The organism is Roseovarius sp. MMSF_3298 (assembly GCF_030733705.1).
Classification (GTDB): Bacteria; Pseudomonadota; Alphaproteobacteria; order Rhodobacterales; family Rhodobacteraceae; genus Roseovarius; species Roseovarius confluentis.
Window position 1 is genome coordinate 311441 of sequence record NZ_JASHIN010000002.1, and the last position, 13323, is coordinate 324763.

A 13323-nucleotide genomic window follows, 5' to 3' on the forward strand; every position below is an offset into this window, starting at 1 on the left:
GGGCCGTCCCGGTGGGGCAGTGTGCCGCCAAACAGTCAGATAGGAAGACGAGATGAAGACTCATGCACAGGCCGTTGTCATCGGAGGGGGCGTCATCGGATGCTCGGTGCTCTACCACCTGACAAAGCTTGGATGGACAGACGTGGTGCTGCTGGAGCGCGACGAGCTGACCTCCGGCTCCACCTGGCACGCGGCGGCCAACATCCACGGCCTTCACGACAGCGCCAATATCAGCCGGCTTCAGCACTACACGATGAACCTCTACAACAGTCTGGAGGAGGAAACCGGCCAAAGCTGCGGCGTCTTCCAGCCCGGCTCGCTCTACCTCGCGCAGACCGAAAACCGCGAGCACCAGCTGAAGCTTCAGGCCGCCAAGGCCGAACTCTACGGCATGAACTTCCACGAGATCACCCGCGAAGAGGCCGAGGAAAAGCACCCGCTGGTCAATTTCGACGGCATCCGCTGCATCATGTGGGAGCCCGATGGCGGCAACGTGGACCCATCCGGCGTGACCAACGCCTATGCCGTGGGCGCCCGCCAGCGCGGCGCGGAAATCCACCGTTTCACGCCGGTCACCGCGACCACGCAGAAGCCCGACGGCACCTGGATCGTCGAGACCCCCAAGGGCAATATCGAAACCGAATGGGTCATCAACTGCGCCGGTCTCTGGGGCCGCGAAGTGGCCAAGATGGCGGGCATCGAGGTGCCGCTACAACCGACCGAGCACCAGTATTTCGTGACTGAAACCATCGCGGATATCGACGGCATGGACCGCCGCCTGCCGTCGGTCGCCGACCGCGACGGCGAATACTACCTGCGGCAAGAGGGCAAGGGCCTGCTGATCGGCGCTTACGAGCGTGACATGCGCTTCTGGGCCGAGGACGGCACTCCGCTCGATTTTGCGCATGACCTTTTCCCCGACGACCTGGAACGCATCATGGAAAACGTGATGCGCGCGATGGACCGCGTGCCGGTCGCCGCCGAGGCCGGGATCAAGCGGGTCATCAACGGCCCGATGATCTGGTCGCCCGACAGCAACGTGATCCTCGGCCCCGTGCCGGAGCTCAAGAACTACTTCATGGTCGGCGGCATCATTCCCGGGTTCAGCCAATCCGCCGGCATGGGCCTGATGGTCAGCCAGTGGATCGTCGAGGGCGAGATGAAATACGACATGTTCGCCTGGGACATCGCGCGCTTCGGCCTCTGGGCCAACGACCGCAAGTTCGTCAAGGCGAAGGTCGAGGATGTCTATGCCCACCGCTTCGCCATCCATTACCCCAACGAGGAACGCGCCGCGGGCCGCCCCCTGCGCACGCGCCCCGTCTATGAAATGCAGAAAGAAATGGGCGCGGTCTTTGGCCTGAACTACGGCTGGGAACACCCGCAATGGTTCGCCGATGAACCCGGCACGAAAGACACCAACGGTTTCATCCGCCAGAACTGGTGGGCACCCGTGGGCGAGGAATGCAAGATGCTGCGGGACCGGGCGGGTATCATCGATATCTCCAACTTCGCCAAGTACCACGTCAAGGGGCCGGGGGCCGAGGATTGGCTGAATGCCGTGTTCGCCAACCGGATGCCCAAATCCGTGGGCCGGTCGTGCCTGACGCCGCTGATCGGCGTGCGCGGCGGCATCGCGGGCGACGCCACGGTGACGCGCGTGGCCGAGGATGAATTCTGGGTCGTCTCCTCGGGCATGGCCGAACGCTATCACAAGCGGTTCTTCGACATGGTCCCGCTGCCCGAGGGCACCACCTTCGAGACCAAAACCGAGGCCATGTGCGGCTTCAACGTCGCCGGGCCGAAATCGCGCGAGATACTGCAACGCCTGACTAACGAAAGCCTCGCTACCGAGGATTTCCCCTTCATGCGCTCCAAGATGATCGACATCGCGGGCGTCGAATGCCTCGCCCTGCGGGTCAGTTTCACCGGCGATCTGGGGTGGGAGCTGCACTGCAAGACCGAGGACCAGGAGAAGCTCTACAAGGCCCTTCTGGAAGCGGGCAAGGAATTCGGCGCAGGCCCCGTGGGCGCGCGCGCGCTCATGTCCATGCGGGTCGAAAAGGGCTATGGCTCGTGGAGCCGCGAATACTCGCCCGAATACTTCCCGCACGAGGTCGGCTTTGCGCCGCTCTGCAAAATGGACAAGGACTTCCTCAACAAGGCCGCGGCGGAAAAGGCGATGGCCGAGCCCACGCGCGAGGAACTGGTGCTGATCCATATCGACGAGGAAGACGTCACCGCCTCCAACGCCGACGCCACGGGTGGCGAGCCAATCCGCGATGCCAATGGCACCCCCGTTGGCCGCGTCACCTCGGGCACCTATGGCTACACCGTCGGCATGAGCCTCGCCCTGGGTTACGTCAAGTCCGGCACGGTCAAACCCGGCGATGACGTTCAGGTCATGGTGCTGGGCCGCCCGCACAAGGCGCGCATCCTGCACGAGCCGCCCTTCGATCCCCAGGGCGAAAAGCTGCGCGCCTGAGTCAAGCCTTGTCTGCGCCGGTCAGGGTAATGAAAACCCGACTGTGCGCAGGCGGAGGCGGTCGATATCCCGGTCCCGAAAGGATCGGCGCGGGCGTCATGCGTAACGGTTTGACGGTTATCCTGAATGCGCCCCGGTCGGTTCTTTCCGCACCGGGGCCGGCATTGCGCAGCGTCGTCATGCCGTGCCTCGTGCGACCTTAAGGGGCGGTTGACCTGCCGCGTAGGACAGCGTGGGTTTTCACCCACCCTACGCCTGCGAGGCCTCGAACCGCTCATGCGCCCGGGCAACCACGTCCCGATCCAGGCTCAGGCCCAGTCCCGGTTTGCCCTCCAGCGCCAGCCGTCCCTTGACGGGGGCCACGTCCGGGCCCTCCAGCACGTTATCTTCCAGCAACTGCCACATGATCTGGTTGCCGTCGTCGAGGTTCGGGATCGCGCGGCCCACGTGATGCTCGGCCACCGTGGTGATGCCGGTGGTCATCGAGGAATGGATGCAGATCTTCAGCCCCGCCGCCTCGGCAATCGCGGCGGCCTGCATCATCGGGCGCAAGCCGCCGATCTCGCGTGGGCCGACCGCGATCATGTGCGCATGTCCGCCGCTGATCGCACGGTACACCTCGTTCAGCGTGAAAACCGACTGGTCCGCGCCGATGGCGATCGGGCTTTGCCGCGCGACCTGTCCCAGCGCCTCCAGCGCGGTCGAGGGCGTGGGCTGCTCGATATACTCGATGTCGAACTCGGCAAGCCGGGTAATCATCCGCAGCGCCAGCGCCGGATCCCACGCCTCGTTCGCGTCCAGCCGCAGGCGCGTGTCGCCGATGGCCGCGCGCACCGCCCGCGTGGCGGCGATATCGCGCTCCGGCTCGATCCCGACCTTGAGATAGATCACCGGGTGGCCCGCCGCCACCGCGGCCCGGGCATCGGCGGCCAGCTCCTCGACCGTCTCGCCCTGCAGGAAATGGAAGTACCCCACGTCGGCGCGCACCGCGCCGCCCAGCAGGTCCCACACCGGGCGGTCCGTGGCCTGTCCCTGCAAGTCCAGCGCGGCCATGTCGAACCCGCTCATCAGCTGGTTGGTGTAGCGGGGCATGTTGCCGCCAAAGGCCAGGAAATTGGCGCGGTACGCCTCGGCCATGATCTGCCGGGTCTCGAAAACCGTGCGGCCGATGAAATGCCGCGCCAGCTTGCGCAAGACCATCGCCTGTGCCGCGGCATCGGGCGCGGTCGTGGTCTCGCCCACGCCAACCGCGCCGTCCTCTCCGATCAGTTCGACAAGGTTGACGTGAAACCGCGTCTCGACGCCCTGCGACCAGACATAAAGGCGCTTCAGCGGCAGCGCCAACGGGGTGACGCGGATATCCGTGATCAGCATGTCGTGTCCTTACGGCAGGGCAGGTGCGGCGCAGTCTTGCCCACCTATCTGTCGGCTGTCCAGTGCCCGAGACCGGGCGCCGCCAGCATTCCCGACCGCCGTTGCCGGGTCTCAGACGCGAGGGCAGGGTCCGCGCGTCAGCCGCGCCGCCGCCGGTTGCGTCGCGTTGGCTGGGGCGTGTCGCCGCTGTTGTCCTCGGTGCCGTCCACCGCCGAGGAAAACGGCCCCAGCGCATTGGTGATCTGGTCCAGCGTCGGGCGGTCGCCACGCGGCCGCGTCTCAAGCGCCTCGCGCATTTTCGACAGGTGTTCGGGCATGGTGCCGCAGCAGCCGCCGATAATCGTCGCACCGGCATCACGCGCCAGCACGGCGTAGTCGGCCATCAGGTCGGGCGTGCCATTGTAATGGATATGCCCGTCCACGTATTTCGGGATGCCCGCGTTGCCCTTGGCCACGATCGCACGCTCGGTGCCTTGTGCCACGAATCCCAGCACGGTGCGCATCAGGTCCGACGCGCCGACGCCGCAATTCGCGCCAAAGGCCAGCGGTTTGTGATCCAGTTTTTCCACCATCACCGCCATGTCGGCCGAGGTCAGGCCCATCATGGTGCGCCCGGCGGTGTCGAAACTCATCGTGCCGCACCACGGCATGTCGGCCAGCTTGAACGCCTCGGCGGCGGCCTTGTATTCCTCGGGGGCGCTGATCGTCTCCAGCCACAGCACGTCCGCGCCGCCTTCCTTCAGCCCCTCGGCCTGCTCGTGAAAGATTTCCACCGCCAGCTCGTGGGTCAGGCTGCCCATCGGTGCCATGATCTCGCCGGTGGGGCCGACGGACCCGGCCACAACCACGGGGCGGTCGCGACGGTCGGCCACCTCGCGCCCTATCTCCGCCGAGATCCGGCTCAGTTCACGCGCCCGCTTCTGCGCGCCGTGCAGCTTCAGCCGCGCGGCATTACCGCCGAACGAGTTCGTCAGGAACAGGTCGCTGCCCGCGTCCACGGCCATGGCGTACAGCTTCTCGATCCGGTCCGGATGCTCGACATTCCACATTTCCGGTGCGTCGCCCGAACTCAGCCCCATGTTGAAGAGGTTGGTGCCCGTGGCTCCGTCCGCGAGGATCCAGTCCCGCTCGGCCATCATTTTGCTCAATGCGTTGGTCATGCGCAGCCCTTTGCGATGTTGGTCAGGAAATCTCATACATTCCGCGCGCGCGCAAACCCATAATCGTCATCATCTTCCTGAACCGGGGTATCATCCGCCGCCGTGGCACCGCGCTCACCTGCGCGTGCGGCGGGGCGGCGGATCGCCAGCCACAGGTCCAGCAGGCCCAGCCACAGCCCAATCCGGCTTCGGGCCAGCGCATAGCGGGGCACACGCCGGGCGGCAAAGCTGCTCTTGAATTGCGCCAGGCCCGACGCGGGCGCGAAGCGCTCCGCCAGCTGTGCCAGTGGGCCGTGCGCCGGGGGCAGGGCGGCCAGCGACAACTGAGCGATCCCCGCCTGTCGGGCCTCGGCCACGGCCGTGGCGACCAGGGCATGCATCGTTCCTTCCGGTGCGCCATCGCCCGCCCGCATCAGATCGAGGCACCAGTCGCGTCGCCCGATGTGAAAGCTGGCGAACCCGACGACGCGGTCGTCGAGGCGGGCCAGAAACACCGCCTGGTGGCTCAGGTACCCGGGGCAGAACCGGCCCATGGTCATGCCCCGCGCCGTGCCTTGCCGGGCCTGCCACGTGGCATCTATGTCACGCAGAGCGCCCCAGGGCAGGATTGTTTCCCGCGCCACCGTCACGCCGGACTGCGCAGCGCGGCGCAGCTTGCGCCTGAGCTGGCGAAAGGCGCTGCCCTCGGTGCTGAAATCGGCAGGGTGCAGGACCATGTCGTCGGCCACGTGCAGCGCATGCCAGCACTGCCGTCGCGCGGTCGCGGCGAGCCGCGCATCGGCCTTGTAGACCAGCGGGATCAGCGATTCGCGCGTGGCATGGCCTTGCATCAGCGCCAGCGCGTTGCGCGGCCCCGCCGCGCCGGGCGCGGACAGTGGGCCGAACAACATGCACAGCGTCTGCCCGGGCCGGATCACCGGCAGGCGCAGCGTGCCCAGCGCCAGCACTTCCGCGCCGCTCTGGCGGCACAGACCCGCTTCGGCCTGCGCCGGCCCGGCAAGGTCGCTTTCATGCAGTGCCCGCTTGATCGTGCCGGGGCGCATGCCGTCGGGCAGGGGCCGGATCAGCAAGATCCCGGCCAGCACCGCGGGCAGGGCGTAATAGACCAGCCGGAACGCCACGATGGCGCATAAAAGCTCTGTATCGGGCACCTGCGGCAACAAGGCGACCAGCACCAGCTCGAACGGCCCCAGCCCGCCCGGCGTCCCGCTAAGAAGCGCCGCGCCAAGCGCGATCATGTAAACGGGCACGAGCGCGCCCGCAGACATCGCGACCGTCTCGGGCAGCAGGCACCACAGCGCGATCCCTGCAAAAACCGTGTCGATCAGCGTCAGCCCCGCGATGGCTCCCAGCGCACAAAGGCTCGGCATCCGCAAGGTGAGGGCCCGCAGGTGGATGCGGGGGTGAAGGAATACGAGTATCGCGCTGACACCAAACAGCAAAAGCAGAAACAGGGGCAGGACGGCCGGCAGCAGGTCCGACGGCGACAGCAGCGTGGCAAGGCCCAGCGCGAAACTCAGCCCGATCAGGAAGGTCACCGCCACGCCGGTGGCCAGTTTCAAAGCCTGCACGAGGCTCAGTCCCGGCAGCAATCGCCAGCGCACCAGCGCGCCCGAGATCACGCCCATCCCCACGGTCTGCCCGATCGCGATGGCCGCCGCTCCGCTCAGCCGCGCCTGTCGCGCGGGGATGTCGGTGCGCAGGTGCTTGTGCAGGATCACGTCGTACTGGCCCAGCGCGGCAAAGCTGACGGCAGTGGCCAGTACCGCGCCCGCCCATTGCCAGGCCGACAGCTGCGCCATGACCTCGCCCAACCCGGCAAAAGCGCCCTCGTCGACCTGCCGCATCAGCACCCAGATGCAAACCAAGCCAAAACATAACGGCAGTGCAAGACGCACCCAGCCCGCCGCGCCCGGCCACGCGACGCGCAACACCCGTGATGACATGCAGCACCGTCCTTCCCTAGACCATATCGGCCCAAGGCTATCGGCACGGCGTTACCGGCGGCTTAACAGATCAAATTGTCGAAAGATTACCGGGGGCAAATCGCCCCCGCGCACCTGTAGGGTGGGTGAAAACCCACGCGTCCTCAGGTTTCCTTCATCAGCTGTTCCTGCGCCACGCGCAGCAACTCGTCCATCTTCGAGCGGATCGTGTCCGCGTCCGCCATGTCGCCCAGGTCGCCCGCGACCTTGCGCACAACGTCTTCGTGGCCGGCTTCCTCGAAATCCGACAGCACGACCTCTTTCGCATAGGCGTCCGCATCTTCACCGGTCTTGCCCAGGATCTCCGCCGCCCACAGGCCCAACAGCTTGTTGCGCCGCGCCTCGGCCTTGAATTTCATTTCCTCGTCGTGGGCATACTTGTTCTCAAATGCGGTTTCACGATCGTCGAAGGTGCTCATCAGGCTCTCCCCGGGCAGGTATTTCGGTCTTCCCAGATATGGCCGCAAGCCCGCGAGGACGCAAGTCCATAAGGCCGCCTTGCCCCATTTCGCCGCATAGACTATGAGAACGCCACACGCCGCGAGTCCCTTACCGCGGCCCCAGATGAAAGAGAGCCCATGGCGCGGCGCAAGAAAATATACGAAGGCAAGGCGAAAACCCTGTTCGAGGGCCCCGAACCGGGCACCATCGTGCAGTATTTCAAGGACGACGCCACCGCTTTCAACGCGGAAAAGAAGGACGTCATCGAAGGCAAGGGTGTGCTGAACAACATGCTCAGCGAATACTTCATGACGGGCCTCACGAATGTCGGCATCCCCAACCACTTCATGAAGCGGATCAACATGCGCGAACAACTTGTCCGCGCCTGCGAGATCATTCCGCTGGAAGTGATCGTGCGCAACTATGCCGCCGGGTCGATGGCCAAGCGGCTGGGCATGGACGAGGGCACGCAGCTGCCGCGCCCGATCGTGGAATACTGCCTGAAGGACGACGCCCTGGGTGATCCGCTGGTCACCGAGGAGCATATCGCCGCCTTCGGCTGGGCCACGCAGCAGGACATGGACGACATCCTGTCGCTCGCCCTGCGCGTCAACGACTTCCTCGCCGGGGTCATGTACGGCGTCGGCATCAAGCTGGTGGATTTCAAGATCGAGATCGGCCGCGTCTATGACGGTGATTTCATGCGCCTGATCGTGGCCGACGAGATCTCGCCCGACAGCTGCCGCCTGTGGGACATCGAAACCGGCCAGAAGCTCGACAAGGACGTGTTCCGCCGCGACCTTGGCAGCCTCACCGACGCCTATACCGAGGTCGCCAAGCGCCTGGGCGTCATGCCCAAAACCAACCCACCGGTGACCAAACCGACGCTGATCAACTAGGGGATCCGATCACATGAAAGCACGCGTACACGTCATGCTGAAAAACGGGGTGCTCGACCCGCAGGGCGAGGCCGTGCGTCACGCGCTGGGGTCGCTGGGCTTCGACGGGGTCGAGGGCGTGCGCCAGGGGAAGATCATCGAGCTGGACCTGACCGAGACCGATCCGGGCAAGGCCAGGGAGACCGTCACGGCCATGTGCGAAAAGCTGCTGGCGAACACCGTGATCGAATCCTATTCGGTGGAGATCGCCTGATGCACGCCGCCGTCATCGTCTTTCCCGGCTCCAACTGCGACCGTGACATGAAGGTCGCGTTCGAGAACGCGGGCGCAAAGGTCTCGATGGTCTGGCACAAGGACACCGAGATGCCGGCCGGGGTCGACGTGATCGGCGTACCGGGCGGCTTTTCCTTCGGCGACTACCTGCGCTGCGGCGCGATTGCCGCCAACTCGCCCATCTGCCAGTCGGTCAAGGCTCACGCGGACAAGGGCGGTTACGTGCTGGGCATCTGCAACGGCTTCCAGGTGCTTACGGAAACCGGCCTTCTGCCGGGCGTACTGCTGCGTAACTCGGGCCTGAAATATGTCTGCAAAGCCCTTGATCTGAAAGTGGAAACCTCGAATTCTGCCTACACGTCGGGCTACAACGCGGGCACCACGATCACGATTCCCATCGCGCATCACGACGGCAACTACTACGCCGATGACGACACGCTTGCGCGGCTCAATGACGAAGACCGCGTTGCCTTCCGCTACGTGGAAAACCCGAACGGCTCGCAGCAGGACATCGCCGGCATCCTGTCGGAAAACCGCCGCGTGCTGGGCATGATGCCCCATCCCGAGCGCATGGCCGAGGAAACCCACGGCAATACCGAAGGCGCGACGCTCTTCACCAGCCTTGTCGGCAGCCTGGAAACCGCCTGATCCGCGCCCCGGCGGCAAACCGCCGGGGGCCACTATGGGCGGCTCTTGTTCCGCCCCCGGCGACGGCGTAATCTGAAGCATGGCCAGGGGGTTCTTCTCAAGCGAGGACAGGAACGGGCGCACGCTGGGCTGGCGGGCGCGGCTGGCGCTTTTGACGCTGGTGGCGCTGGCCATCGGGGTCGTCGCCGTCACCAACAGCCTTCTGACCGACCGCTTTACCGAAAACACCCGCAACCGGGCCGAACTGCGCTTGGCGCTCTATTCCGGCAACCTGCTGTCCGAATTGCGCCAGAACGCCATCGTGCCACAACTTCTGGCGCGCGACCCCGCGCTGATCAGCGCTCTTGACGCGGGTAATTTCACCCAGTCTTCCCAACGCCTTATCACCTTCAACGAAGAGATCGAGGCTGCCTCGCTCACGCTTCTGGACGCCGACGGGCGGGTCGTGGCCGCCACCGACCGCGCCCGCATCGGACAGACCGCCCGCGACGCGCCCTATTTCGTCGACACCCTGCGCAGCCGGGATAACGTCTTCACCATCGTGCAGGACGAAACCGGCGCCTTCCGCTTCTTCTATTCGCGCCGCGTGGACAGCAACCAGACGCTGGCCGGCATGATCGTCGTCGAGATCAACCTGCAGAAATTCGAACGCGCCTGGGCCGGCATTTCCGACGCCGTGCTGGTCACCGACTCGCAGGGCCGCATCATCCTGGCGACAGAGCCGCGCTGGCGCGGCCTGACCGAGGAGGCCGCGCTCACCCGCGAGCCGCCCAGTTCCGCCATCTTCCGCGCCATCCAGGCCACCACCGACTGGTCCAGCCTGCCGCCCGACGCCTATGTCGAAGGCGAGGCGGTGATGCGGGTGCAGGGCAGGGTGGCCTTCCGCGGCTGGCGCATCGCGTCCTTCACCACCTACGCCTCGGTGCGCGACAAGGTGAACGGCGTCTTGGCGCTGGAAATCATGATCTTCGCCATCCTGCTGGCGCTGGCCTTCTATTTCCTCAACCGCAAGACGGCGGCGCGGGCCTCCCTCTTCCAGCGCGAGTCGGCGGAGCTTCGCGCATTGAACGCCAGGCTGCAGCGGGAAATTGCCGAACGCCAAAGGGTGCAAGAGAACCTCGCGGTGGCCGAACAGACGCTTCAGCAAAGCTCCAAGCTGGCCGTCCTGGGCGAGATGTCGGCGGCCGTCAGCCACGAGCTGAACCAGCCACTTGCGGCGATGAAAACCTACCTTGCCGGCGCTCGCCTTCTGCTGTCGCGCAACCGCCCAGACGAGGCCGTCAGCTCGTTCCAGCGCATCGACGACCTGATCGAGCGGATGGGCGCGATCACCAAGCAGCTGAAATCCTACGCGCGCCAGGACGGCAACCGCTTTCAGCCTGTAAACATGGGCGATGCGATCTATTCGGCGCTCGCGTTGATGGAACCACAGCTGCGCGAGCGGAAGGTCGACATCACCCGCACCTTGCCCGAGGATGCGGTCTGGGTGATGGGCGACCGGGTGCGCATCGAACAGGTCATCATCAACCTTCTGCGCAACGCCATGGACGCCACGCAAAACGAGACCGAGGCGCGTATCGACATACTTCTGGCCGCGGGCGAGACGGCCGTTCTCACCGTGCGCGACAACGGCTCGGGCATCGCCGATATCGACAACCTGTTCGAGCCTTTCTATACCACCAAGCAGCCCGGCGACGGTGTCGGCTTGGGACTTGCCATTTCCTCGGGTATCGTTAACGACCTCGGCGGCCGTCTGACGGCGCGCAACGCCGCCAACGGGGGGGCTGTATTCGAAATGCAGCTGCCCATATTGACCGAAGACGCCCAACCGGACGCGACAAGAGCAGCGGAGTAAAAGGACATGCCGACCGCCATGAAAATCGCCATCATCGACGACGAAAAGGATATGCGCCAGTCGATCAGCCAATGGCTGGCCCTGTCGGGATACGACACCGAGGCGTTCCCCTCCGCGGAAGAGGCGCTCAAGGTGCTGGGGCCGGATTATCCCGGCATCGTCGTCACCGACATAAAGATGCCCGGCATGGACGGGATGCAGTTCCTGAAGAAGCTGATGGGCAGCGACAGCTCTCTGCCCGTGATCATGATCACCGGCCACGGCGACGTGCCCATGGCGGTCGAGGCGATGCGAGTCGGGGCTTATGACTTCCTAGAAAAGCCATTCAATCCCGACCGGATGAACGAGCTGGCCAAACGCGCCACCAACGCCCGCCGCATGGTGCTAGACAGCCGCGCGTTGCGGCGCGAGCTTTCCGATGGCGGTCAGCTGATGAAGAAACTCATCGGCGCCTCGCCGGTGATGGAGCGCCTCAAGGAAGACATCCTCGACCTCGGGCAGGCCGACGGCCATGTCCTGATCGAGGGCGAGACCGGCACCGGCAAGACCCTCGTGGCCCACGCCCTGCACGCCGTTGGCGCCCGCGCGGGCAAGAAATTCGTGCTGATCTCCTGCTCGGGCATCGAGGAAGACGCCCTGATGAAGCGCCTCTTCGGCCCGATGCAGCCCGAGGACACGCGCCTGCCTGCCGTGGAAGAGGCTCGCGGCGGTACGCTCGTTCTGGAAGATATCGAGAAACTCAGCGATGCCGCGCAGGCCAAGCTGCTGTCCTTCGTCAACGAGGAAGGCACCCCGCCGGAAACCCGCGTCGTGGCGATCTCCAACATGCAGGAACAGGACCGCACCTGCGAGGATGCGCTGCGCTCGGACCTGTTCTATCGCCTCGGCGCGCTGCGTATCACGGTGCCGCCCCTGCGCCAGCGCGGTGAGGATATCCTGACGCTCTTCACCCGCTTCTCGGATGCCTTCGCCGATGATTACGGCTGCGAGGCGCCACAGGTCTCCGCCCAGGAAGCCGCGCAACTCTTGCAGGCCCCGTGGCCCGGCAACGTGCGCCAGCTGATCAACATCGCCGAACGCGCCGTGCTGCAATCGCGCCGCGGCTCGGGCACCATCGCCTCGCTGCTGATGTCCGACCATCAGGACATGCAGCCGGTGATGACGACCGAGGGCAAGCCGCTCAAGGAATATGTCGAGGCGTTCGAGCGCATGCTGATCGACAACACCATGCGCCGCCACAAGGGCTCGATCGCCTCGGTGATGGACGAGCTTTGCTTGCCGCGCCGCACCCTGAACGAGAAGATGGCAAAATACGGCCTGCAACGCTCGGACTACCTCTAACCGGCTGGAACCGGGTCAAAGTCCGCGCGTTTCTCCTGCGACACACAAAGGAGAGCAGCATGACCCGTACAGCAATCATCACCGGCGCCGGCTCGGGCATCGGCGCCGCCACCGCCAAACGCTTTGCCGATGACGGCTGGAATGTCGTCCTGAACGGCCGCACCCGAGACAAGCTTGACGCCGTCGCGGCCGAACTGCCGGAAATGGGCGTCCGGGTCGTCGACGGCGACGTCTCCAAACCCGACGATGCCGAGCGGCTGGTCACCGAAGCCGTCGAAAGCTTCGGCGGCCTCACCTGCGTCGTCAACAACGCCGGCATCGCGCGTGGCGGGGCGCCCGGCGACCTCAGCTTCGAGGATTTCAACGCCCAGATGAACATCAATGCCGGCGGCGTCTTCAACTGCGTGACCGCGGCCCTGCCGGAACTGAAAAAGGCCGATGGCGCGTGCATCGTCAACACGTCCTCGGTGTCCGGCCTTGGCGGCGACTGGACGATGTTCGGGTACAATGCCTCCAAGGGCGCGGTCAGCAACATGACCCGCGCCATGGCGCTGGACCTCGCGCCGGACATCCGCGTCAACGCCGTGGCCCCGTCGCTGACCCGCACGGAGATGTCCTCGGGCATCCGCGACGACGAGAGTCTCATGGCGCGCTTCAAGGACCGCATCCCGATGGGCCGCGCCGCCGAACCCGAAGATGTCGCAAGCGTCATCGCTTTTCTGGCCTCGCATGATGCGCGGTTCGTGAACGGCGTGGTGCTGCCCGTGGATGGCGGGCTCTCGGCCTCGAACGGTCAGCCGAACTTCGCTGCCTGACCGACTACCACCCACGCGCCCCGTGCGCCGCGTGGGTGGTGTTTTCC

Annotated in this window: 11 protein-coding genes; 7 read left to right on the plus strand and 4 right to left on the minus strand. The window is 65.5% G+C overall.

Annotation, left to right across the window (positions count from 1 at the left end; all coding sequences use genetic code 11):
- Positions 1-52 precede the first annotated feature (52 nt).
- Positions 53-2485, plus strand: coding sequence for an FAD-dependent oxidoreductase (locus tag RBB18_RS03535; RefSeq protein WP_306110533.1), 2433 nt, complete (start codon positions 53-55; stop codon positions 2483-2485).
- 249 nt (positions 2486-2734) lie between these two features.
- On the opposite strand, the gene RBB18_RS03540 is transcribed toward RBB18_RS03535, so the two are convergent.
- The 4 genes from RBB18_RS03540 to RBB18_RS03555 form a co-directional block, all read right to left on the minus strand.
- Positions 2735-3859, minus strand: coding sequence for a mandelate racemase/muconate lactonizing enzyme family protein (locus RBB18_RS03540; protein WP_306110532.1), 1125 nt, complete (start codon positions 3857-3859; stop codon positions 2735-2737).
- Positions 3860-3996: 137 nt separating this feature from the next.
- Positions 3997-5019, minus strand: a complete 1023-nt coding sequence (bmt, locus tag RBB18_RS03545) for a betaine--homocysteine S-methyltransferase (RefSeq protein ID WP_103761398.1) — start codon at positions 5017-5019, stop codon at positions 3997-3999.
- Between the two features lie 32 nt (positions 5020-5051).
- Positions 5052-6965 carry a phosphatidylglycerol lysyltransferase domain-containing protein gene (locus tag RBB18_RS03550; RefSeq protein ID WP_306110531.1) on the minus strand — a complete coding sequence of 638 codons (1914 nt, stop codon included), beginning with the start codon at positions 6963-6965 and terminating at the stop codon, positions 5052-5054.
- Between the two features lie 143 nt (positions 6966-7108).
- Positions 7109-7423 (minus strand): DUF1476 domain-containing protein, encoded by a 315-nt coding sequence (locus RBB18_RS03555; protein WP_103761396.1) that lies wholly within the window; start codon positions 7421-7423, stop codon positions 7109-7111.
- A gap of 159 nt (positions 7424-7582) precedes the next feature.
- On the opposite strand from RBB18_RS03555, the gene purC reads away from it, so the two are divergent.
- The 6 genes from purC to RBB18_RS03585 all read left to right on the plus strand — a co-directional run bounded on the left by purC (position 7583) and on the right by RBB18_RS03585 (position 13276).
- Positions 7583-8344, plus strand: a complete 762-nt coding sequence (gene purC, locus RBB18_RS03560) for a phosphoribosylaminoimidazolesuccinocarboxamide synthase (RefSeq protein ID WP_103761395.1) — start codon at positions 7583-7585, stop codon at positions 8342-8344.
- Positions 8345-8357: 13 nt separating this feature from the next.
- A complete protein-coding gene (gene purS / locus RBB18_RS03565; RefSeq protein WP_274591959.1) occupies positions 8358-8597 on the plus strand; it encodes a phosphoribosylformylglycinamidine synthase subunit PurS in 240 nt (79 codons plus the stop codon).
- Positions 8597-9265, plus strand: a complete 669-nt coding sequence (gene purQ, locus RBB18_RS03570; RefSeq protein WP_274591958.1) for a phosphoribosylformylglycinamidine synthase subunit PurQ — start codon at positions 8597-8599, stop codon at positions 9263-9265. The genes purS and purQ overlap by 1 nt, the downstream gene beginning before the upstream one ends.
- A gap of 79 nt (positions 9266-9344) precedes the next feature.
- Entirely contained in the window at positions 9345-11120 is a 1776-nt protein-coding gene (locus RBB18_RS03575) for an ATP-binding protein (protein ID WP_306110530.1), read from the plus strand.
- A gap of 6 nt (positions 11121-11126) precedes the next feature.
- A complete protein-coding gene (locus RBB18_RS03580; RefSeq protein WP_103761391.1) occupies positions 11127-12461 on the plus strand; it encodes a sigma-54 dependent transcriptional regulator in 1335 nt (444 codons plus the stop codon).
- A gap of 59 nt (positions 12462-12520) precedes the next feature.
- Complete coding sequence (locus RBB18_RS03585; RefSeq protein ID WP_306110529.1) at positions 12521-13276, plus strand: SDR family NAD(P)-dependent oxidoreductase; 756 nt, start codon at positions 12521-12523, stop codon at positions 13274-13276.
- Positions 13277-13323: the final 47 nt, after the last annotated feature.